This window comes from Cellulomonas sp. P24, from assembly GCF_024704385.1.
Classification (GTDB): Bacteria; Actinomycetota; Actinomycetes; order Actinomycetales; family Cellulomonadaceae; genus JAJDFX01.
Map to the genome: position 1 here is coordinate 1,970,322 of NZ_JAJDFX010000002.1, position 20,999 is coordinate 1,991,320.

22 protein-coding genes are annotated in these 20,999 nt (G+C 72.0%); 8 read left to right on the plus strand and 14 right to left on the minus strand.

Annotated features, from left to right (window positions below; translation table 11 throughout):
• Positions 1 to 29: 29 nt before the first annotated feature.
• Entirely contained in the window at positions 30 to 1,340 is a 1,311-nt protein-coding gene (locus LJB74_RS09235; protein ID WP_259308256.1) for a DUF4255 domain-containing protein, read from the minus strand.
• Positions 1,337 to 1,765 carry a hypothetical protein gene (locus tag LJB74_RS09240; RefSeq protein WP_259308257.1) on the minus strand — a complete coding sequence of 143 codons (429 nt, stop codon included), beginning with the start codon at positions 1,763 to 1,765 and terminating at the stop codon, positions 1,337 to 1,339. Before LJB74_RS09240 ends, LJB74_RS09235 begins: the two co-directional genes overlap by 4 nt.
• A 372-nt stretch (positions 1,766 to 2,137) precedes the next feature.
• Here LJB74_RS09240 and LJB74_RS09245 point away from each other — a divergent pair, with 372 nt between their 5' ends.
• The gene (locus LJB74_RS09245) at positions 2,138 to 2,578 is read left to right on the plus strand and encodes a hypothetical protein (protein ID WP_259308258.1); all 441 of its coding nucleotides are present in this window, start codon (positions 2,138 to 2,140) and stop codon (positions 2,576 to 2,578) included.
• Between the two features lie 143 nt (positions 2,579 to 2,721).
• On the opposite strand, the gene LJB74_RS09250 is transcribed toward LJB74_RS09245, so the two are convergent.
• Genes LJB74_RS09250 through LJB74_RS09260 form a run of 3 tightly spaced genes read right to left on the minus strand, consistent with a single transcriptional unit; the run spans position 2,722 to position 5,641 of the window.
• Positions 2,722 to 3,552: a hypothetical protein gene (locus LJB74_RS09250; RefSeq protein ID WP_259308259.1), complete on the minus strand. Its 831-nt coding sequence runs from the start codon at positions 3,550 to 3,552 to the stop codon at positions 2,722 to 2,724.
• Positions 3,549 to 4,070, minus strand: coding sequence for a phage tail protein (locus LJB74_RS09255; RefSeq protein ID WP_259308260.1), 522 nt, complete (start codon positions 4,068 to 4,070; stop codon positions 3,549 to 3,551). Before LJB74_RS09255 ends, LJB74_RS09250 begins: the two co-directional genes overlap by 4 nt.
• Before the next feature lie 14 nt (positions 4,071 to 4,084).
• The gene (locus tag LJB74_RS09260; RefSeq protein WP_259308261.1) at positions 4,085 to 5,641 is read right to left on the minus strand and encodes a phage tail sheath C-terminal domain-containing protein; all 1,557 of its coding nucleotides are present in this window, start codon (positions 5,639 to 5,641) and stop codon (positions 4,085 to 4,087) included.
• Positions 5,642 to 5,867: 226 nt separating this feature from the next.
• Here LJB74_RS09260 and LJB74_RS09265 point away from each other — a divergent pair, with 226 nt between their 5' ends.
• From LJB74_RS09265 to LJB74_RS09275, 3 genes are read left to right on the plus strand one after another with little or no spacing between them, the layout of a single operon-like run.
• Positions 5,868 to 6,272, plus strand: coding sequence for a hypothetical protein (locus LJB74_RS09265; protein WP_259308262.1), 405 nt, complete (start codon positions 5,868 to 5,870; stop codon positions 6,270 to 6,272).
• 60 nt (positions 6,273 to 6,332) lie between these two features.
• On the plus strand, positions 6,333 to 6,629 hold the full coding sequence (locus tag LJB74_RS09270) for a type II toxin-antitoxin system VapB family antitoxin (RefSeq protein WP_259308263.1): 297 nt from the start codon (positions 6,333 to 6,335) through the stop codon (positions 6,627 to 6,629).
• Between the two features lies 1 nt (position 6,630).
• Positions 6,631 to 7,296, plus strand: coding sequence for a LytR C-terminal domain-containing protein (locus tag LJB74_RS09275; protein ID WP_259308264.1), 666 nt, complete (start codon positions 6,631 to 6,633; stop codon positions 7,294 to 7,296).
• 72 nt (positions 7,297 to 7,368) lie between these two features.
• On the opposite strand, the gene LJB74_RS09280 is transcribed toward LJB74_RS09275, so the two are convergent.
• Entirely contained in the window at positions 7,369 to 8,733 is a 1,365-nt protein-coding gene (locus LJB74_RS09280) for a uracil-xanthine permease family protein (protein ID WP_259308265.1), read from the minus strand.
• A 179-nt stretch (positions 8,734 to 8,912) separates the two neighbouring features.
• Here LJB74_RS09280 and LJB74_RS09285 point away from each other — a divergent pair, with 179 nt between their 5' ends.
• Genes LJB74_RS09285 through LJB74_RS09300 form a run of 4 tightly spaced genes read left to right on the plus strand, consistent with a single transcriptional unit; the run spans position 8,913 to position 11,874 of the window.
• Positions 8,913 to 9,254 (plus strand): DUF4190 domain-containing protein, encoded by a 342-nt coding sequence (locus tag LJB74_RS09285; protein WP_259308266.1) that lies wholly within the window; start codon positions 8,913 to 8,915, stop codon positions 9,252 to 9,254.
• A gap of 4 nt (positions 9,255 to 9,258) precedes the next feature.
• A complete protein-coding gene (locus tag LJB74_RS09290) occupies positions 9,259 to 10,602 on the plus strand; it encodes a glycosyltransferase 87 family protein (protein ID WP_259308267.1) in 1,344 nt (447 codons plus the stop codon).
• Complete coding sequence (locus LJB74_RS09295) at positions 10,599 to 11,435, plus strand: DUF1684 domain-containing protein (protein ID WP_259308268.1); 837 nt, start codon at positions 10,599 to 10,601, stop codon at positions 11,433 to 11,435. Before LJB74_RS09290 ends, LJB74_RS09295 begins: the two co-directional genes overlap by 4 nt.
• Before the next feature lie 10 nt (positions 11,436 to 11,445).
• Positions 11,446 to 11,874, plus strand: a complete 429-nt coding sequence (locus tag LJB74_RS09300) for a VOC family protein (protein WP_259308269.1) — start codon at positions 11,446 to 11,448, stop codon at positions 11,872 to 11,874.
• On the opposite strand, the gene LJB74_RS09305 is transcribed toward LJB74_RS09300, so the two are convergent.
• From LJB74_RS09305 to LJB74_RS09340, 8 genes are all read right to left on the minus strand, one after another.
• Positions 11,861 to 12,697, minus strand: coding sequence for an undecaprenyl-diphosphate phosphatase (locus LJB74_RS09305; RefSeq protein ID WP_259308270.1), 837 nt, complete (start codon positions 12,695 to 12,697; stop codon positions 11,861 to 11,863). The two genes, LJB74_RS09300 and LJB74_RS09305, sit on opposite strands and share 14 nt — an antisense overlap.
• Before the next feature lie 248 nt (positions 12,698 to 12,945).
• Complete coding sequence (locus LJB74_RS09310) at positions 12,946 to 13,848, minus strand: diguanylate cyclase (RefSeq protein WP_259308271.1); 903 nt, start codon at positions 13,846 to 13,848, stop codon at positions 12,946 to 12,948.
• Between the two features lie 457 nt (positions 13,849 to 14,305).
• Positions 14,306 to 15,376 (minus strand): SIS domain-containing protein, encoded by a 1,071-nt coding sequence (locus tag LJB74_RS09315; RefSeq protein WP_259308272.1) that lies wholly within the window; start codon positions 15,374 to 15,376, stop codon positions 14,306 to 14,308.
• Between the two features lie 47 nt (positions 15,377 to 15,423).
• Positions 15,424 to 16,272 (minus strand): carbohydrate ABC transporter permease, encoded by an 849-nt coding sequence (locus LJB74_RS09320; protein WP_259308273.1) that lies wholly within the window; start codon positions 16,270 to 16,272, stop codon positions 15,424 to 15,426.
• Entirely contained in the window at positions 16,269 to 17,219 is a 951-nt protein-coding gene (locus LJB74_RS09325) for a carbohydrate ABC transporter permease (protein WP_259308274.1), read from the minus strand. The genes LJB74_RS09320 and LJB74_RS09325 overlap by 4 nt, the downstream gene beginning before the upstream one ends.
• A 4-nt stretch (positions 17,220 to 17,223) precedes the next feature.
• Entirely contained in the window at positions 17,224 to 18,519 is a 1,296-nt protein-coding gene (locus LJB74_RS09330; RefSeq protein WP_259308275.1) for an extracellular solute-binding protein, read from the minus strand.
• A 14-nt stretch (positions 18,520 to 18,533) separates the two neighbouring features.
• Positions 18,534 to 19,433: a BadF/BadG/BcrA/BcrD ATPase family protein gene (locus tag LJB74_RS09335; RefSeq protein ID WP_259308276.1), complete on the minus strand. Its 900-nt coding sequence runs from the start codon at positions 19,431 to 19,433 to the stop codon at positions 18,534 to 18,536.
• A 148-nt stretch (positions 19,434 to 19,581) separates the two neighbouring features.
• The gene (locus tag LJB74_RS09340; protein ID WP_259308277.1) at positions 19,582 to 20,847 is read right to left on the minus strand and encodes an ROK family transcriptional regulator; all 1,266 of its coding nucleotides are present in this window, start codon (positions 20,845 to 20,847) and stop codon (positions 19,582 to 19,584) included.
• Between the last annotated feature and the right edge of the window lie 152 nt (positions 20,848 to 20,999).

Genomic DNA, 20,999 nt, shown 5'->3' on the forward strand with positions numbered 1-20,999 from the left:
TGACGGTCGCGCTCACCCTCGCCCGGCGCTCACGGCAGCACCAGGGCCGGCGCCGCGTACACGTCCCCGACCAGCTCGGGGATGCTCTCGACCCCGTCCACCTGCGCCCGCACGAGCCAGCGGCCATCGGGCACGTCGTCGCGCGGGATCGTCGCGGTGGGCTGCGGGGAGCCGTCACGCGGCACCGGTGCGAGGTCGACCGTCAGGTGCCGGACGACGTCCGGTGCGGGCGGGGGAGGCGGAGGCGGTGCGTCGAGCCGGGCGAGCTCGACCGTCGCACGCTGTCCGGGGAACAGCGGCGGGTCGAGCTGCAGCGTGATCGTGCCGCCCGGACCCGTCGTCACCGCACCGACGGCGACGGTCGGGTGCACCAGCACGGGGACCGCGTTCGACGTCGCGACCACCCGCTCGGGTGAGCCGCCCGGTCCTCCGTCGACGCTGCGGTGCTGGACCTGGACCGCGTGCACCCCTGCCGGGACGTCCGCCGTGAGGACCACGCGGAGCTCGAGCGGGCTGCCGTCGGGCTCCGGATCGAGGAGCGCCGACCCGACGCGGATGCGGGTCACCGGGCCGACACCTGCCTGGCGGAGCCCGCTGCCTGCCAGGACGAGGGTCGTCCCCCCGGTCACGACCGGCGGCCCGAGACCGGGGACGGGGTCGGGTGCGGCGACGACCGACGCGAGCCGTGGCGGACCACCCGCCTGCACCGTGACGGACCTGGCCCGCACCGGCAGCGCGGTCCGCGTCGTGACGTCGGCCTCGAGCAGCACGACGGTCGCGGTGTAGACCACCGAGAGCTGGTACGGCGTCTGCTGGAACACCCCCCACAGCCGGGACAGCTCGTCGAGCGGCAGCGGGGTCGGCGAGAGCTTGACGAGCTCGAGCTGGTCGGCGAGGTCCGACTGCGCGAGGAACGCGGTGTCCGCGTCGGCGTCGTACGCGTCGACCGCGGCGGCGATCACGTCCCGGGTCAGGACCGGCGTCACCGCGAGGGCCGTGATCGCGCGCCCCAGCAGTCGCTGCCCGTCGAGGGACGGGTCCTCGCCGTACCCGGTGAGCAGGTAGTGCAGGTCGAGCGCCGCGACGGGTCGGCGGACGAACGAGCCGTCGTCCCGTCGTGTCGGGAGGTCGGTGAGGTTGCCCGCGTGGTTCGGGGTCACCTGGTACAGGAAGACGTTGATCCCCGGATCGGTCACGACGTCCGCCGAGGACAGGCGATCGGGCCGCCACGTGGTGACCGCCGCGCCGCCGACCGGCCCCGGGTGCGGTGCGGCGAGCGCACGCTCGAGCACGTACCGGATGGTCGAGGTCACGGCCGCGATGGCCAGCGCGTTGCTCATCGGCGGTCCGTCCGTCGGCGCTCGAGGTACGCGTCGAGGCGGCTCGGCTCGCGGGTGCCCGACGCCGGGACGGGGCGCGGCTCCACGACGGGACGCACGACCTCGACCCGGTCGATGTGCAGGTGCACGCCGCCGACATCGGCGCCGGACCCCGGTCGACCGTCCGCGCCCCGACCCGTCGTCGGAGCGCCGCGCGCCTCCCCGTCGACGGTCCAGCCGAGCGTCGTGGCACCCGGTCGCGGGGCACGCCCGCGGGCACGCAGGTCGACGCGCTCCGCGGCTCCGATCACCCCCCGGGCGCGCAGCTCAGGGACGAGCCGGTCACGCAGCAGGTCGGCGACCTCGGGGACGGCACCACGGGCACGCCCCGCCCGGGCTGCGGACGTGCCATCCCCTGCGGCGGCCGGAGGACGATCGGCTGGCACGGATCCGGCCCCGGTGTCCGACGTACCTCCCGGGTCCGACGCGCCTGCCGGTGCGAGCGGCCACCCGTCGCCCGGAGCCCAGGGGTCATCCGTGCCGGGCGGCGCGGCGGCGCGATCACCATGGTCCGGTGCCGCCCACCGGCTGCGTGCGTCGCGATCCTGCCGGTCCGAGCGAGCGGCGTCGGTGCGGTGCCCCGCACCTCGCGACCCCTCGTCGGGCGCTGGTTCCCCACGGCCCGCTCCCGTCCCACGGGAACGGGACCGCCCGACGGTCCCGCGTGGACCGAGCTCGGCGGGCACCCCGCCCCGGGGGCTCCGCGCCCCTGCCGTGCCCGACCGGTCGCCGCCGCGCGTCGCGGACGCGCGGCCACCATGCTGCTCGTCTCCGCCTCCGTGTCGACCGGGCCTGTCCCAGCCGGACGGGCCGCTGCCCGTCAGACCACGACCGGGGCGACCACCGCCGAGCTCGTCGGGTCCGAGCGCATCGTCCCCGAGTCCCTCCCGATCGAACCCGTCCCGGCCTGGCCGATCACCGTCGAACGCGCGGTCGAACCCACCACCGGGCACCTCACCACCGGGCGTCTCACCACCGGGCACCGTGCTGCGTGGCCCCTCCCCGTCGGACCACTCGCCGACGGCCCACCACGACGCGCCTCGCACGGGTCCACCGGCGGCGTCGAGCGGTCCGGCCGCACCGGAGCGCCGGCCGCCGCGCCCGTCGAGCCGGACGTCGTCGGCGCGCGCCCTCCCGCCGTCGCGCCCCTCGCCCCAGGGCGTCGTCAACGACCCCGACGACCCGGGAGCAGCCCATGAGCCTCCGACCCCCGACCCGTCGCCAGGGCCGGGCGCCGCGAACGGACCCGGCCCGGACCGCGGCTCGAACACCGCCCGCGGGCGTGACTGCCACCGCACCTCCGTCCCGGCCGCACGCTGCGTCATCCGCTCGAAGAACCCGCTCATCGGTCCGCCAGCGCCAGGTAGGCCCGACGTCGCACCGGCGGTAGCGCCAGCACCTCGGTCTCGTTCCAGCCGTACGCGCGGGCGAGCGACGCGACGTCGGCCAGGAGCTCGGGGGCGGCGGCCGCCACCCGGTCCCAGAGCATCGCCCCGGCGTCGAACGACACGTCGACGGCCGTCCCGCACTCCGGGCACGTCACGACGCTGACCAGCACCGCCGCACCGGCCAGCTCTTCCGCGGCCGCCTCGATCACCGCGAGCTCGGAGGCCTCGGGTCCCGCCACTCGACGCCCGACAGCGCCGGCCCCGTCACCACCGCTGACCCCACCACCGCGCACCTCACCACCGCGCACCGCCGCCGGCCGCACGCACCGCCGCAGCAGCTCGTCGCGCGCCGCCGCGAGACCGTCGCGCTCGGCGCGCTCGGCGATCAGCACGAGGTCGCGTGCGGTCGGCGCCCGCACGACCCACGCGCCGACCGTCCGCTCCCTCCCGAGCTGTCCCGGACCTCCTGGGCTTCCCGGCCCGCCGGACCCCCCGTCCGTCGGGAGCCCCGCCTCCATCCGCTCACCGCACCCCGGGCACTCGACGACGGCGTCGACGACCTCCCCGAACGTGTCGCGGTACACCTGGAGGGCGAGGCCCGCGCACGTCCCGACGTCCAGGTCGAGGGCCTCGTCGAGCGACCCGGTCAGCCCGGCCCGGTGCACCAGGACGGCTGCCCGGGCCGATGGCGGCGCCTGACCGGCGAGCTCCCATGCGGTCAGCAGCGCCGCGGGGTCCCGCAGGCCGCGCGGAAACCGCGGGTCGCCGTCGGTCGGGCTCGTCACGGCTCGACGAAGGACGGTTCCGTCGGCTCGGTGACGGAGTAGTCCCGCTCCCAGCCCTCGTTCTCCAGCTTGATGGTCTGGATGGCGACGGCGTTGGCGTTGGCGTCGAGGTCGGGCAGGGCCTGGAACTCCGAGACCCAGCACCGGTAGAGCTTGTACGAGATCACGAGCTGCCCGGCCTCGTTGTAGACCTCGAGCACGACGTCCTTGCGGAAGTCCTTGAGGGACGTCTCCATGCCGAGGCCCGAGCCGTAGTTCCACACCTTGTTGGCCCACTGCTCGAAGTCGACATCGTGCGTGACGCCGCGCTCGAGCGTGACGGCCTCGAACTCCGAGCGCCCCGGCGACTTGCGGCTGCTGCTCGGGTCGCCACCGTGACGGTGCTTGACCACCTCGGTGGTGCGCTTGAGCGCACCGACCTTGCTGACGCCCGCGACGTACCGGCCGTCCCAGCGCACCCGGAACTTGAAGTTCTTGTACGGGTCGAACCGGGTCGCGTTGACCGTGAACTCCGCCATGTCCCCCACCCTTCCTATGCGCCGGCCGAGGCTGTCTTCTGCTGGATCCCGATGATCACGAACTCAGCGGGCTTGAGCGGGGCGAAGCCGATCTGGATGTTCACGATCCCGCGGTCGATGTCGTACTGCGTCGTGGTCTCCTCGTCGCACCGCACGAAGTACGCGTCGCGCGGAGACGCCCCCTGGAACGCACCACGCCAGAAGAGGTCCTGCATGAACGCCCCGACGGACGTGCGGATCTGCGACCACAGCGGCCGGTCGTTCGGTTCGAACACGACCCACTGGGTCCCGCGGTACAGGCTCTCCTCGAGGAACAGCGCGAGCCGCCGCACCGGGACGTAGCGGTACTCGTCCGCGAGCCGGTCCGAGCCCCGCAGGGTGCGGGCACCCCACACGACCGGTCCGATGCCGCGGAAGCTGCGCAGCGCGTTGAGTCCGAGCGGGTTGATCTGCCCGTTCTCGTCGTCGGTGAGCGGGACGCTGAGCCCGACGACGCCGCTGAGCCCGGCGTCGGTGCCGGCGGGGGCCTTCCACACCCCGCGCGTCGCGTCGGTGCGCGAGTACACGCCGGCGACGGCGCCGCTCGCGACGAACGCGTCGGTCGCGCCGCCGCGCAACGGGTCGGGGCGCAGGATCCGCGGGAAGTACACCGCGACGTTCCGGGTGTCGGTGCCGGAGAGCCCGGCCGTGGTCTTGGTCCACGTCTCCACGGTGCCGAGCGTCTCGGTGCTGGGCGGGTCGACCAGGAGGAACGCCCGGTGCTTGACGGCGAACGCCGCCGCGTCGGCCCACACCGCCGACGGCACCTCGGACCCGGGCGTCGGCGGCGGGATCACCAGCAGGTTGAACAGGTCGGCCTTGAGCAGCGCGTAGAGGCCGACCTTGTTCGCCTCGGCATCGGCCGCGGAGGTGTACGAGTCCGCGTCCGGGGCATCACCGTCGTCCCCCTCGTCGGCGACCGCGACCGTGTACGGCGTGACGCCGACCTCGTGGCGTCGCTCACCGGGACGGGTGCTCGGCAGCGTCCCGGTGACCCGGACGAGCGCGGACGCGAGCAGGACGTGGTCGAGCCGTCGCGGACCGTCGACGACCGTCACGTTGACGTACGCCTCGGTCTGCCCGCCGGAGGTGAGGATCAGGGTGAACAGGTCTCCCGCGGTGACCCCGGAGCCCTGGGACTCGGCGATCTCCGTCGCGTCGGCGGCGTCGGGGTACTCGACCCACACGGTGAGGTCGTTGGCCCACACGCCCGGTCCGACCGCGGTGAGCGTCGTCGCGTCGACGTCGACCGTCGCGGTCGCGGCGTTCTTCGCGACGCGCACGACGAGCGCCTGGGAGCCCCCGTTGAGGAAGAAGTCCCGCACGGCGTAGCCGAGCCCGCTCAGGCGCCACAGCCCGCCGAACCGCCGCTCGAAGTCCGCGAAGCTGCTGATCGGGACGGGTTCGTCGACCGGGCCGCGGGCTGCGCGCCCGACGAACGCGGTGATCGAGGTGGCCACCCCGGTCAGCGTCCGGCTCCCCGAGGGGATCTCGGTGACGTAGACCCCGGGGTAGGTCGTGGTGATCGACATGGTGACTCCTTCGAGGGTGCTGCTCCCGCTGCGGTGGACCTCAGCCGCACCTTCGCGCGCAGTCGTCACGGGTGCGTCACCGGGGCGTCAACCCGCCGCCCGGTCATGCAGGACGGGCGCGGACCGGTGGCGCGGGGCGGGTGACGTCGCAGTGATGCGGTGGTGACGGTCGCGGCGCAGCCTGGCGACCATCACGGCCGGACGGCCGACACCGAAGGAGGTCCGCATGGTCCAGGTGCAGCTCACCGCCCAGCTCAGGGTCCAGGGCGGTCCGACCCTCGCCGTCGGCTCGACGCTCACCCCCGAGTCGTACACGTTCGCGTCCGTCGTGCTGGACGCCGCCGGTGGCGCGGCGGCCGAGCAGGACGTCCCGCTGCTCCCCGACACGAGCACGGTCGTCCTGCTCGCCGTCAACGCCCACCTGGCGGACGGCACGGCGGCGACCGTCACGCTCACCCCGCAGAACGGCGCCACCTCGGGGACCGCCCTCGAGGTCGCCGGGACCCTTGTCGTGGCCCACGCCGGCGTGCTCGGCGCCATGGTCACCGACGGCCCGCGGAGCGTGACGGTCGCCAACGCCGGGACGTCCCCGGTGACGGTGGACGTCCTCGCGGCCCTCGACCCGGCCTGACCGGGGTCCGTCCGCGCGCCAGGGGCGACCGTCACGGCAGTCGCGCTTAGACTCACGCAGGTGATCTTCAAGTCAGTCGGCGACGGTCGGCCCTACCCGGACCACGGGTACGAGACGACCAAGCAGTGGTCGGAGATCGCACCGCGCCAGGTTCGGCTCGACGAGCTCATCACGACCAAGCGCACCCTGAACCTCGACACGCTGCTCTCCGACGACTCCACGTTCTACGGTGATCTCTTCGCCCACGTCGTGGAGTGGCGCGGTGTCCTGTACCTCGAGGACGGCCTGCATCGCGCCGTCCGCGCCGCCCTCCAGCAGCGTGCCTTCCTGCACGCCCGAGTCCTGGTGATCTCCTGAGATGACGACCCGCGACCCCGCGCGCCAGCGCGTCCTCCGTCACCGTCACAAGCGCGAGCGCCAGGCCGTGATCTTCGGCGGGCTCATCGCCGGGCTCGCCGTGTCGGCGTTCCTCGCGGCAGCGATCTACTCCGGCACGATCACGCCGCCGTTCGCCCGCGGGTTCTCGTCCGACGCACCGAAGGTCGCGATCGACTCCCCGGTGCCGTGCCCGCCCAAGGACACCAAGCCGCTCGCCTACAAGGACGTCCAGGTCAACGTCCTCAACGCGACCAAGACCTCCGGGCTGGCCGGGGCGACCGCCACGAACCTCACCGCGCGCGGTTTCACGGTGCTCGGGACCGGGAACTACCCGACGGCCGTCCCCGACAGCGCACGGATCATGTTCGGCGCCAACGGCCTCGTCGCGGCGTACACGGTCGCGGCCCAGTTCGACAAGCCGTCCCTCGTGCTGGACGCCCGGACCGACGCCACGGTGGACATCGCCGTCGGTGACCTCTTCACGAGCCTCCTCGCGCCGGACAAGGTCGCGGTGTCCCCGGACGCCCCGCTCCAGGCGTACGCCGGCTGCGTGCCGATCGCCTCGATCACCCCCGCGCCGGCCCCCACGGTGAACACCAACGCAGGCGGGGACGGCGCCACCACCCCGGCGACGCCCGCAGGCTGACCCGCCGCCCCCTGCCCGCGGACGACGACGGCCCTGCTCCGGCGCGATCGCGTCGGAGCAGGGCCGTGTGCGTCAGTGCGCGGCTGCGAGCTCGTCCCCGCCGGGGACGGAGGCCGGGCTCGCCGGCTCGTCATGGGTGCCCCGCCACGTGGCGACGCCCCGCATCACGTGGTAGGTCCCGATCGCGGCTGCCGTCCCGAGCGCGATCCCGGCGAACGTCAGGTCGCCGGGCGTCCAGGTGAAGTTCGCGATCCCGACGATCAGCGCGACCGCGGCGGTCGTCAGGTTCACCGGGTTCGAGAAGTCCACCTTGTTCTGCACCCAGATCCGGGCGCCGAGGATGCCGATCATGCCGTAGAGCACCGTGGTCGCACCGCCGAGGACCCCGGCCGGGATGGTCCCGATGACCGCACCGAACTTCGGCGACATGCTCAGCACGAGCGCCGTCGCCGCGGCGACCCAGTACGCGGCCGTCGAGTACACCTTGGTGGCGGCCATGACGCCGATGTTCTCCGCGTACGTCGTCGTGCCGGACCCACCACCGAGACCCGCGAGGGTCGTGGCGATGCCGTCGGCGAGCAGCGCGCGGCCGGTGACCGGGTCGAGGTCCTTGCCGGTCATCGCCGCCACCGACTTCACGTGGCCCACGTTCTCGGCGATCAGCACGAACACCACCGGCACGAACAGCCCGAGCACCGCGAGGTCGAAGGTCGGCGTCGTGAAGGTCGGCAGCCCGAACCAGCCCGCGTCGCGCACCGCGGTGAAGTCCACCTCGCCGCGCAGCACGGCGACGACGTACCCGACGAGGACCCCGACGAGGATCGACAGGCGCCCGAGGATCCCCTTGAACACGACCGTGACCAGGACGATCGCGAGCAGGGTCGCGAGACCGGTGAGCGGCGCGGCCCGGAACCCGTTGGTGCAGGACTCGACGATCTTCCCGTCGACGACGGACTGGTTGCACGTTCCCCACGCGACGGGCGCCAGGTTGAGACCGATCAGCGCGACGATCGTGCCGGTGACCACGGGCGGCATCACGATGTCGATCCAGCGGGAACCGGCCAGGTGGACCACGAGGCCGACGACGGCGAGCAGCAGACCCGTGACCATGACCCCGCCGAGGGCCACGGACTTCCCGCCGGTGGCGGTCGCCGCGAGGATCGGCGCGATGAACGCGAAGCTCGACCCGAGGTAGCTCGGCACCCGGTTCCCCGTGATGAGCAGGAACGTCACGGTGCCGACGGCGGAGAAGAACAACGTGGTCGCGGGCGAGAACCCGGTGAGGATCGGCACCAGGAACGTCGCGCCGAACATCGCGACCACGTGCTGCATGCCGATGCCGATCGTGCGTGGCCAGCTCAGTCGCTCGTCCGGATTGACGACGGCGCCAGGTGCGACGGTGCGGCCGTCGCCGTGAGTGCGCCAACCGATGCTCATGGGGATCCCCTCGTGTGTATCGTGTGGGCTCCCGGCGGCCGGTCCATGCCGACGCGTCCGCTTCGCTGCAGGTGGCCCGGGGGCACCTTAGCGACCCAGCGGACTCACATGTTCCCGTGGGATGATTCCTGCAGCCGTGTCGTCTTCCCGATCGATGCGCCCGACCGAGCGAGGTGAGCGTGACCGAGCCCAGCAACGGCTACCCGCCTCCTGGGAGCTCCGTGACGTACTCCACCCGGCCGACGAACGTCGCCGCGATCGTCAGCCTGGTCGCGGGGATCTGCGGGTTCAACGTCCTTCCCCTCGTCGGGTCGATCGTCGCGGTCACCGCCGGCCACCGGGCCCGCAACCAGATCGCGCGCACCGGGGAGAGCGGCGCCCGGCTGGCGACGGCAGGGCTGTGGCTGGGGTACATCGGGCTCGTGCTCTTCCTCGCCGTCGTCGTCCTGTTCATCGCCTTCGTCACCGTGCTGCACACGAGCAGCTCGGTGCCGGCGCTGTCCTTCCCGAAGGTGGGGTGACCGGTTGGCCCGCCTGATCCGCTCCCGCACCGCGCTCTGGGTGACGTTCGCCGTCGTCCACCTCTGGCTCATCTACGTCGGGGTGTTCCTCATCCGGGTCTCGACCTTCGGGGACGTCGACCTGTACCGGCGCTGGGCCGAGTCCGGCCTCCTGTTCGGCATCTGGCCCGGCCTCGACGCCTCCTGGGTGTACCCCGTCGGTGCGTGGCTGCCGATCCTCATCCCGGCGGCCGTCTCGATCACCTCGCCGATCGCGTACGCGCTCGGGTGGTCGGCGCTCGTCGTCGTGCTCGACGTCGTCACGGTACGGGCGCTCAGCAACGCCTCCCCGCGCGACCGCGCGACCGGGCAGGACGCCGTTCCCGCCGACACCTCCGAGCTCGACGGTCGGCCCGAGTGGTACGCCAACCTCCCGGCGGGTCTCGACGGTCAGCTCGGGGCCTGGGGCTGGCTCGCGTTCGTCGCCGCGCTCGGCCCCGTCGCGCTCGGTCGCCTCGACAGCATCATCGCGCCGCTCATGGTGCTCGCCCTGCTGGCCGCGTTCCGCCACCCGCGCGTCGCGAGCGCGCTGCTGACCGCCGGCGCGTGGATCAAGGTCGCACCGGGGGCCCTGTTGATCTCTCTCGCCGCAGCGACGAAGCGCCCGCTGCGTGACGTCGTCGTCCCCGCCGCGGCCGTCACCGCCGTGGTGGTCGCCGTGACCGCCGCCGTGGGTGGGCTCCCGTACCTGGCGAGCTTCCTGGGCGACCAGGGGTCCCGTGGCCTGCAGGTGGAGGCGGTCGCCGCGACGCCCTGGCTCGTCGCCGGGCTGTTCACCCGCGCGGTCACGATCGCGTACAACCCGCAGATCATCACGTTCGAGATCACCGGGCCGGGGACGGCCGCGATCGCCTCGGTCCTGAACCCGGTGCTCGTGCTGGTCGTCGCCGCCGTCGCGGTGCTGCTCCTGGTCGCCCGTCGCCGCGGGGTGGACGTGCTGCTCCCGGGTGCGCTGGCCCTCGCGGTGACGCTGATCGTGACGGACAAGGTCGGGTCGCCCCAGTACATGACGTGGATCGCCCCGGCCATCGCCGTCGCGATCGCCACCCGGGCGCCGGGTCCGTGGTTCCGCCTCGGCTGGCTGACGCTCGCCATCGGCGTCGCGACCCAGATCGTGTACCCGTGGCAGTACTCCCACATGCTGAACGGCAACCCGGTCATCACGACGATCCTCGTGTGGCGCAACCTCTCTCTCGTCGTGCTGCTCGCCATGACCCTGACGATGCTCGTCCAGGCGGTCCGGCGGACCCGCACCGTGGTCGAGACCGACGCCGACGTGCATCGGATGGCCCCGGCCGCGAGGCCGTGACGGTCGAGCTGCTCGACGTCGTCGACTGGCGGCGTCGCGTCTTCGCGCTGTACCAGCAGGTGCGCGAGCTCGCCGGCGCCGACCCGGCGGCCGCGCACGCGCACTGGTGTGCCGTGCGGGACGACCTCGTCGGCGGTCACCCGGCCAGCCCGCTGCCCGTCGCGGCGCGCCGCACGTTCACCGGGCTCCCCGTCGCGCCCTACGACCCGGCCTACCGCTTCGAGGTCGAGATCGGACCGGCACCCGTCGGGGGGACGACGGGTGGACGACGCCGGGGTCGACCTGTCGCGCCCCACCCTGTCCGCGTGGTGACGGTCGACGGGGCGGGCGAGCTCGCGTCGGTGATCGGGGCCGTCGGCACCGCGGGGCCTGACGGGGCCGCGGGGCCTGATGGAACCGCGGGGCGTGCCGGGGCCGCGGTTGCGACGCCCGCGGACGCAGGGCCGGCGGCCGACGGCGGTCCGCTCGTCGACCCGGCCGGGCCCGATGGCGCGATCCCGTTCGCGCGGGTCGGCCGGGTCACGTTGGAAGGTCTCGGCACCCTCGACGTGTGGTCGCTCCGCTCGTACGGTGGCGGGGTGTTCCTGCCCGTCAAGGACGCGCTCGCCGGCACGCGCACCTACGGCGGTGGCCGGTACGTCCTCGACACCGTGAAGGGCGCCGACCTGGGCACGACGCGTGGGCGGACGCTCGTCGTGGACCTCAACTTCGCGTACAACCCGTCGTGCGCGTACGACCCGGCGTGGACGTGCCCGCTGCCTGCCGCCGGCAACGTGATCGACGCTCCTGTGCCCGTCGGCGAGCTCGCGCCGCATGTCGGGGGCGCCCGCTAGCGTCGGCGTCATGAAGCCACGGATCCAGGAGATCGTCGTCGACTGCGCCGACCCCGAGGCGCTCGCCGAGTTCTGGGGGACGCTCCTTGAGGCGCCGTGGGCCGTGCGCGACCCCGACTGGGCCATGGTGGGCGCCGACCCGGTCCTGCTCGCGTTCCAGCGCGTGCCGGAGCCGAAGTCCTCCCCGAAGAACCGCCTGCACCTCGACGTCGCGGTGCCGGATGCCGCGTCGGCGATCGCGAAGGCCGTCGGCCTCGGCGCGCGCGAGCTCGGTTCCGGTGAGCTCGACGCCGACGGCGACGGCTACGTCGTGATGGCCGACCCCGAGGACAACGAGTTCTGCTTCGTGGTGGACACCGGCGGCGCGTGGGAGGGCGCGGCCCGGCAGGCGCTCGCCGAGGCGTCGGCCCGCCGTGGCACGGGTGCTACACCGCGCTGATGACCTTCGTCAGCAGCAGCACGGCGACCACGGCGGCGAGACCGACGCGGTAGCTGATGAAGACGACGAGGCTGTGGTGCGCGACGAGCCGCAGCAGCCACGCGATCGACGCGTAGGCGACGACGAGGCTGACGAGCGTGGCCAGGATCGTCGGCGCCCAGCCGACCGAGGCGCTGATGGCGCTCGCCTGCGTGAGACCCTCGTAGGCCCCGGCGGCGACCAGCGCGGGGATCGACAGGAAGAACGACAGCCGGGTCGCGGCGACGCGGTCGAGGTTGCGGAACAGGCCCGCGCTGATCGTCGTGCCCGAGCGCGAGACGCCGGGGATCAGCGCGATGCACTGCATGAAGCCGATCACCAGGACGTCCTTGAGGTTGGTCGCGGACTCCGGCCGGTTCTGCCGGCCGACCTTCTCGGCCGCCCACATCACGACGCTCCAGCCGACCAGCGAGACGACCACGACCCACAGGTTCCGCAGGCCCCCCGTGACGAGGTCCTTGCCGAGGTACCCGACGATCCCGATCGGGATCGAGCCGATGATCACGTACCAGGCCATCCGGTAGTCCGGGTGGCTTCGCTCGGACGGCGTCCTCAGACCGCGGACCCACGCGACGACCAGCCGCCCGATGTCACCGCGGAAGAAGATGATCACGGCGATGATCGCCCCGACCTGGATGATCGCCGTGAAGGCCGTGACGCCGGCGTCCGCCACATCCAGGCCGAGGAGCTTCTCGACGATCGTCAGATGCCCCGTGCTCGACACCGGCAGGAACTCGGTGACCCCTTCGACGATGCCCAGCAGCAGTGCATGGAAGAAGTTCATCCCAGGAGTCCTCGTCACAGGTCGTCGCTGATGGCGCGCCGGGCCGAGCCCAGGCACACGGGACCCCGCCCCGCGACGGTGACAGTACCAACAGTTGCTCGGAGCACGGGCGGCCGCCCGACGAGCGGGTCATGACAACGAGCAGGTCATGACGTCGAGCGGGTCATGACGTCGAGCGGGTCAGGACATCGAGCGGGTCAGGACATCGAGCAGGTCAGGACATCGAGCAGGTCAGGACATCGAGCAGGTCAGGACATCGACGGGTCCCAGACCTGAGTCTGGTTGCGGCCCGCGCCCTTGGCCCGGTACAGGGCCTGGTCCGCGCGGTTGATCGACTCCTCGACCGGGACGTCCGCGTCGAGCAGCGTCATCCCGAACGATGCCGTCACCTGCACCGTGTGGCCCCCGCCCACGTCGATCACCAGCGTCGACAGCCCCTCCCGGATCCGCTCGATCGCCTCGAGCCCTGCCTGTGCGTTCATCCCTGGGACGCACACTAGGAACTCCTCGCCGCCGTAGCGGAAGAACTCGTCGTACGGACGCAGGTGCGTGAGGACGTAGCGGACGGTCTCGACCAGGACGATGTCGCCGGCCTGGTGGCCGTAGGTGTCGTTGACGGTCTTGAACAGGTCGAGGTCCATCATCGCGATCGTGCAGGCCTGGAGCTCGCGCTTGACCATCTGCTGCTGCAGGCGCAGCTTCGTCAGCATCCCGATGCGGCTGGCCGCGCCCGTCAGGGGGTCACGGTTGGTGACGCCGTCCTCGAGCTCGTGCCGGAGGCCGGCCACCTCCGCACGCAGGCGGGTCATCGAGTTGACGAAGCTGTCGTAGTCGCGCACGGAGATCGACTCACCGGCGTGCGACATCGCGAGCAGGTGGGCGCCGATGCGGTGAAGCTGCTCGTGCTCGGTCGCCACCGCGACGAACCCCGGGTGCTGGCCGAGCGGGGTGTCCTGCTGTGCGTAGTACCACTGCCCGAACGGGCACCGCCGGTGCGGCACGTCGGCGAGGTCGCGCTCGTCGGGCGGCAGCCGGCAGATGAGCGAGCAGTAGACCCCGTTGCACCACTGCTCGTGCATGTACAAGGCCTGGTCCAGGGCGGAGATCGCCGCGGTCATGACCTCTTTGGACATGTAGGCACCGACCGGCATGGCCGTTCCTCCCGGTGTCGTGGCGAACCCGTGACGGTCCGCCGATAGGGCCACGGGGCGCTGACGCCCCGCAGCGAGGTCGAGGGCGGAGACTCCCACGACCGCGCGGAACGCCGCTCCGAGCCGAGCCTATGTCCAGGCACGACACCCGGCCATCCGCCTCCCGGGCGACACCGCGCCCTCCCGCACCCGCCTCCACCCAACCCCGGGGCGCCCATCCCGCACCCGAGCGCCCGCGCCACGCGCCGCAGGCGTGACTGGAGTGGCTCGTGCGACACCAGAGCCGCCACTCCCGCGCTCCGCGCCGCACGAGTGACTCACGTGACTGGTGTGACACCTGAGCCGCCACTCCCGCCCCGGCAGTCACACCCATCACTCGTGCGGCGCGGGGCGCGTTGGCGGCCTGCGTGCGGAGCGCGTCGAGCGCCAGCGCGCGGCGGTCACCACCGGCGGGCGGTCAGGCCTGCGGGGTCGCGGGCTCGAGGACCTCGGTCGGCTGCTCGTCGAGCTTCGTGTCGGTCTGCGTGAACAGGAATTCCTCGAGCGTGAAGTCCCGGGTCTCGCTCGCGTGGGCCATGACCAGCTGCATGATCACGATCTCGACGATCGGCCGCACGAGTCCGCCGAGTCCGGGCGCGAGCGGCACGATCGTCAGGCGCGGGTGACCGGCCGACGGGATCGCCGCCTCGGGTGCGGTCGTCACCAGGACGACGTGCGCGCCCGACGTCAGCGCCGAGTCGGGCACGGTGAGCTCCCGCCCGTCGCCGAAGACGATCAGCACGGCGTGGTCGTCGAGGGGCTCCATCGGCCCGTGCAGGTACTGGAACGTCTCGAACCCCGCCGCGGGCACCCGCAACCCCTCGCGGAACATCAGCGCAGCCTCGGTGGCGGACGCGTAGGACGTGCCCCGCCCGACGACGTCGATCGACGTGGCGCCGGCCACGTCCGCGGCGATCCGACGTGCCACGTCGTCGTACTCCGCGAGCGCCGCCGCGACGGTGTCCGGGACTGCTGCGACCTCGGGGCCGGCAGGGACGACGCCGAGCCGGTCGAGCAGCAGCGCGTAGGCGAGCAGGGTCGCGGTGTAGCCCGACGTGTAGACCGGCGAGTCGTCGAAGCCGCCCAGGTCGAGGGCGACGTCCACGACCTCGGCCAGCGGCGCCGCCGGGAAGTTGCTGATCCCGATCCGCCGACCGACGGTGAGGCCCCGGCCGGCCGCGATCGGCTCGGGGCTCCGGCCCGACTCCGACACGATCACGTAGTGGTCGGCAGGCTGGAACCCCGGTGCGCCGGCGGACAGGTCGGATGCCACGAGGTTGACGGCACGCACCCCCGCGCCCGCGAGCACGGCGACGAGTGCGTGCCCCGAGTGGCTCGACGCACCCATCGCGACGACCCCGACGGTCTCCCCCGGCTCCCAGGGTGCGAGCACCGCGGTGTCGAGGCTCCGTCCCACGGTCGTGCGGGCGAGCGCCAGGTTGTCCGGCTGCGCGCGCATCGCGTCGACGAACGGGGTCTTCAGGGACATCTTTCCTCCGTGGATCGGTGTGGACGTGCTCTCGGCGAGGGTCGGGGTCAGCCCTTGACCCCACCGGCGGCCATGCCGCTGACGACGTACCGCTGGAATGCGACGGCCACGATGATCGGCGGCAGCGCGGCGAGGATCCCTCCGGCGGCGACGAGCCCGAAGTCGGTCGTGTACCGGCCGGCGAACTCGGAGATCACGACGGGCAACGTCTTCGCGGCACTCGACGACGTGAAGATCAGCGCGTACATGAACTCGTCCCAGGCCAGCAGGAACGCGAACATGATCGCGGCAAAGATCCCGGGACGGGCCGCCGGCAGGATCACCCAGAACAGCGCACCGAGCCGGCTCGTGCCGTCGATCCGCGCCGCCTCCTCGAGCTCCACGGGGATCGTCAGGAAGTAGTTGCTGAGGATCCAGAGCACGAACGGGATGACCAGGGCGCAGTCGACGAGGATCAGCCCGACCTTGGTGTCGAGCAGCCCGAGGGAGTTGAGGATCAGGTAGAGCGGGATCAGCAGCGCGACCTGCGGCAGCATGTACGTCACGAGGAACAGCCCGAGGACGGAGCGTCGGAACCGGAAGCGCAGCCGCGCGAACGCGTACGCGCCGAGGATCCCGACGACCATCGAGATCGCGACGGTCCCGACCGCGACCACCGTCGAGTTCACCAGGGCGGCACGGAAGCTCTCGCCGACGCTTCCCGGCTCGCTGCTGAAGATCTGCGCGTACCGGTCGAGGTAGAGGTGGTCCGGGATCCACCGGAGCGGGGTGCTGATGAGCATCCGCTGCGGCGAGACGCTCGCGATGACCATCCAGGCGAACGGCGCGAGGATCAGGATCGAGACGATCGCCGCGCCGACGTGCACGAGGACCGCGTAACGGGTCTGTCTCTTCACAGCAGGCTCATCTCCGATCGGCGCAGCAGTCTGAGGTAGACGGTCGTGAGCACGAGGATGACCAGCACGATGAGGAACGAGAGCGCCGAGCCGAGCCCGAAGTTCTGGTCCGAGAACGCCGTCACGTACGCGTAGTAGGCGATCGTCTGGGTGCCGTTGACGGGCCCGCCCCGGGTCATCGCGTAGATGATGTCGAACACCTTGAACGCCTCGATCGTGCGCAGCACGAGGACGATCGAGATCGACGGCACGAGCATCGGCAGCACGATCGAACGGAAGATCCGCGGCCAGCCCGCACGGTCGATCTTCGCCGCGTCGTACAGCTCGGCCGGGATCGAGTTGAGGCCCGCGAGGAGGAAGAACGCGACGAGGGGCGTCGTCTTCCACACGTCCGCGAGGATCACCATGTTGAGCGCGGTCATCGGGTCGCCGAGCCAGGCCTGGTACTCGTGGATCACGCCGAGCTGGGTGAGCAGGGCGTTGAGCGCGCCGTACTGCGCGCTGAGGATGCCCTTCCACATGGCTGCGTTGACGATCGTCGGGATGGCCCAGGGGATGACCACGACCGCCCGGAACAGCCAGCGGGCCCTGAGCTTCGCGTTGAGGAGACCGGCGACGATCAGCCCGAACCCGAGCTCGAGGGCGGTCGAGACGATCGTGAAGTACAGCGTCCGGCCCATCGGCGACCAGAACGCGGGGTTCGTCAGGGTGCGCGTGTAGTTCTGCAGCCCGACGAACGGGGTGACGGTTGCCAGCGCGGAGTTGACGTCGAAGAACGAGATGATCAGCGTCCGGATGACCGGGTAGATGATCACGCCGAAGACGGCGACGGCTGCGGGGAGCAGCAGCCAGAAGGCGAGCCGTTCCTGGCTCTCCCGCTTCCTCTTCGGCGCACGCGCTCCTGGTGGTGGAGCGGTCGTCGACGACTTCGCGCTGGCAACCGTCATGGGGTCAGCCCTGACCGTTCGCGGCCTTGACCGCGTCGTCCATCGCCTGCTGCGGCGTCTTCTTGCCGAGCAGGGCGTTCTGGATCTCGACCTGGAGGATCTGCGACACGGAGTTGTAGTTCGCTACCGGCGGCCGCAGGATCATCGAGTCGTAGGCGGGACCGGCTGCGGCGAAGACCTCCGGGTTGTTCTTGGTGAGGTCCGGCTTGGTGTAGCTGGCCCTCCAGTCCGGCATGTTGCTCGTGACGAACTGCTCCTGCACGGCCTCGCTCGTGACGTACTCGATGAACTTCCACGCGGCGGCCTGGTGCGTCGACTTGGCACCGATCGCGAGCGCCATCGAGCCGTTGACACCGGGGTGGTCACCGTTCGGTCCGGCCGGGGTGGGCAGGACCGCTGCCTGGCCGACGATCTTCGAGATCGACGGGTCGCTCAGGTCGCGGAACGTCGACTCCCAGTTGATCTCCATCGCAGTCTTCCCGGCGGCCATCGACTTGTCGGTGTCGTCCTCGAGGAACGTGAGGGACGCCGGGTCGGTCAGTCCGTCGTCGATCGTCTTCTTCATCCAGGTGAGCGCCTCGACGCCCGCCCCGCTGTTGACCGCGAGCTTGCCGCTGGAGTCGGTGAAGGAGCCGCCGAAGGCACCGAGCAGCTGGGCGTAGTCGCAGATCAGGGCCTCGGCCTGCGACCAGGACCACGCGAGCGGGTACTGCACGAGCCCGGCGTCCTTGATCTTCTTGGCGACGGCGAGGACGCCGTCCCAGGTCTTGAGGTCGTCGGCGGTCGCCCCGACCTTCGCGACCATGTCCTTGTTGTAGAAGAACAGCTTCGTCGACGGGCCCCACGGCACGCCGTAGTACTTGCCCTGGTACTCGGCGGAGCTCAGGGCGCCGCCGAGCATCTCCGTCTTCCAGCTGCTCGGGAAACGGCTCGTGACGTCGGTGATCAGGCCCTTCGACGCGAACTCCGCCGGCCAGATGACGTCGAGGTGGACGACGTCGTACGTGCCCGCCGGTGCCGAGGTCACGATCTTGTCGTGGAGGGCCTCGTAGGAGACGAAGGTCGGCTTGACCGTGATCTTGGGGTTCGCCGCCTCGAACTGCTTGATCATCGTGGCGACGTCGCTCTCGGTGTACCCCGCCTGCTTCATCAGCAGGACGTTGATCGTCCCGGTGCCGTCGCCCTCGTTGTTGGTGCTCGAGGTCGTCGCTCCGGTGACGCTGCAGCCCGTGAGCGCCAACGCGGTCGCGGCGACGAGCCCGAGCCCCGCTCGCTGGGCCCGCCTGGAGGTCTTGTTCATCCGATGCTCCTTGATCACTTGGTTGACGCGTGGGCAGGAAGACGCTGGGCGAGGGCGACGGCACCGAGGACCGGTGCGACGTCGATGAGGTGCACCGCGAGCCCGAGGCCGAGCTCGTCGATGTGGCGGACGAGCGCCTCGAACAGACGCGGCTGGTTGACGATCACGCCGCCGGCGCAGACCACGTCCGTGCCGACGGCACCGCGCGCGTGGACCTGGCCGACCCCCGTGGCGAGCTCCGTCGCGGCGGCCTCGACGACGCCGACCGCGAGGGCGCTGCCACGGTCGGCGGCGGTGAAGACGAGGGGCGCGAGGGCGGCCCAGGCCGTGAGGGTGGCGTCGGCGGTGAACGCGTAGCAGAGGGCGACCTCGTCGGTGGCCCCGAAGTGCGCCATGAGCAGCCGGCCGAGCTCGTCGGGTCGCGCGCCGGTGTCCCGGGCGTCGACGACGGCGCGAACCGCGTCGCGGGCGAGCGCTGCGGCGCTTCCGGGGTCGCTGAGCAGGAACCCGTAGCCGCCGGCGGAGAGCGGCTCGCCGAGGGCGGTGTGCGCGACGACCTTCGAGCCGGTCCCGACGACGACGGCGATCGCGTCGCCGAACCCGGCAGCGGGTGCCAGGAGCTCGACGTCGTTGACCGCCTGGGTCGGTCCGTGGTGACGCTCGGCGAGCAGCCGGCGGAACTGGTCCGCCTGCCGCTCGCTGTCGAGGCCGTGCGCGCCGACGACCAGCGGCGCCTCGTCCGCGCCGTCGATCCCGTCGAGCAGGGCGAGGAGCCGGGTGGTGTTCTCGTCGTCGTCCAGCAGGCCGCCGTGCTGCCAGGTGCTGGTGGGGACCGAGGTGTCGAGCACCACGGCCCCGGCCTCCTCGACCCGCACGTGGGTCTTGGTGCCGCCCACGTCGATTCCTGCGATCACCGGTGATCCCTCCGTGCTGCGACGGGTCGAGGTGACCCGTTCCACTTCTTTCGTGTCGAAGTGAGAAGAAGTGATCGGGACATTAGTCCTGGCACGACGAGGGTGTCAAGGGTTCGGCTCGCCGCAGCTGACGCGGGAGCTGCGGCCGTCAGGCCGTTGCCTGCGCCGGAGCTCCGGTGCCGCTGTTCGACGCGAAGTACGCGAAGCCGTTCACCTCGGCGGCGGCCAGCTCCGCCGCACCGATCAGGACGGCGTCCTTGCGGTGGACCGCGGCGACCACCGGGGGCACACCGGTGATCCGCCCCGACAGGCGCTCCTGGATCGCCGGGATGACGGTCTCGGCGCTCCCGACGAAGCTGCTGCCGACGACCACCAGCTCCGGGTCGAGGATCACGACCATCGCCCCGACGGCGATCGCGACCATGTCGAGGATCTCCTCGGCGATCCCCGCCGCCGTGGCGTTGCCGTCGTTCGCCAGCGTGAAGACGTACTCCGCGGTGACTCCACGCTCCGGGACGGGCAGACCGCACTCGCGCGCACGCCGGGTCAGGGCGATCGAGCCGACGCGGTCCTCGAGGTCGCCGAAGTCCGAGTACGAGCGCGACAACGAGAACCGGTCCATCAGCAGGTAGCCGATCTCGCCGGCCTCCGCACGGGCGCCACGGTGCAGCTGACCGTTGGTGATGATGCCGGCACCGAGCCCGTTCTCGAGCACCAGCGCGACCAGGCTGTCGACCCCCCGGCCCGCGCCGCGATGGAACTCGCCGAACGCGAGCGCGTTCGCGTCGTTCTCGACGACGATCGGGATGGTCGTGCGCTCCCGCAGGAGCTGCCCGAGGGGCAGGTCGGACCAGTCGAGCTCCGGCATCCTGCTCACCCGACCGTCCGGGTGCTGCACCACACCGGGCACCGCCACACCAGCGGCCAGGCACGGCGTCCCCATCGTGACCGCGGTCGCGAGCAGCTCGTCGAGCAGCTCGAGGGTCTTCTCCAGCCGCGCGTTCCGGTCCCGGTCACGCTCCGCGGCATCCGCTCCCCCGGCGTCCTGGCGGGACAGTCGCGGACCGAAGTCGACCTCCCGACGCACGACGATCGTGCCGTCGAAGTCGACGAGGATCCCGCTGGCCCGGTCCGCACGCACCTGGATCGCGGCCACGACGCGCGAGCCGCCCGCGTAGCGGAGCAGGACTGCGGGCCGCCCGCCCGTGGACGGCACCTGGCCCGCCTGCACCACCGCACCCTCGTCGATCAACGCAGCCGTCAGACGGTTGATCGTGGCCGGGCTCAGACCGGTCAGCTCCCCGAGCTGCTGCCGCGAGAGGGCCCCCTGGCTGCGCAACGCCTCGATGATCGCCGTCTGGTTGACCCGCGCCAGCGTGCTGGTGGTCGCAGTGCTGCGCTCACGCTTCGGCACGACGCCCCCTCTCGTGGCGACCTCGGGTCAGGTACGCGACCTTTAGTATCACACCGCGAACAAATGTCGGGGCGGCACGCCCCCGTCGGCCGCAGTGACCGGGCGCCGGGCGGGGGCGCTGACGGGCTGCTCGTTCTCGGGGTCGGGGTGTC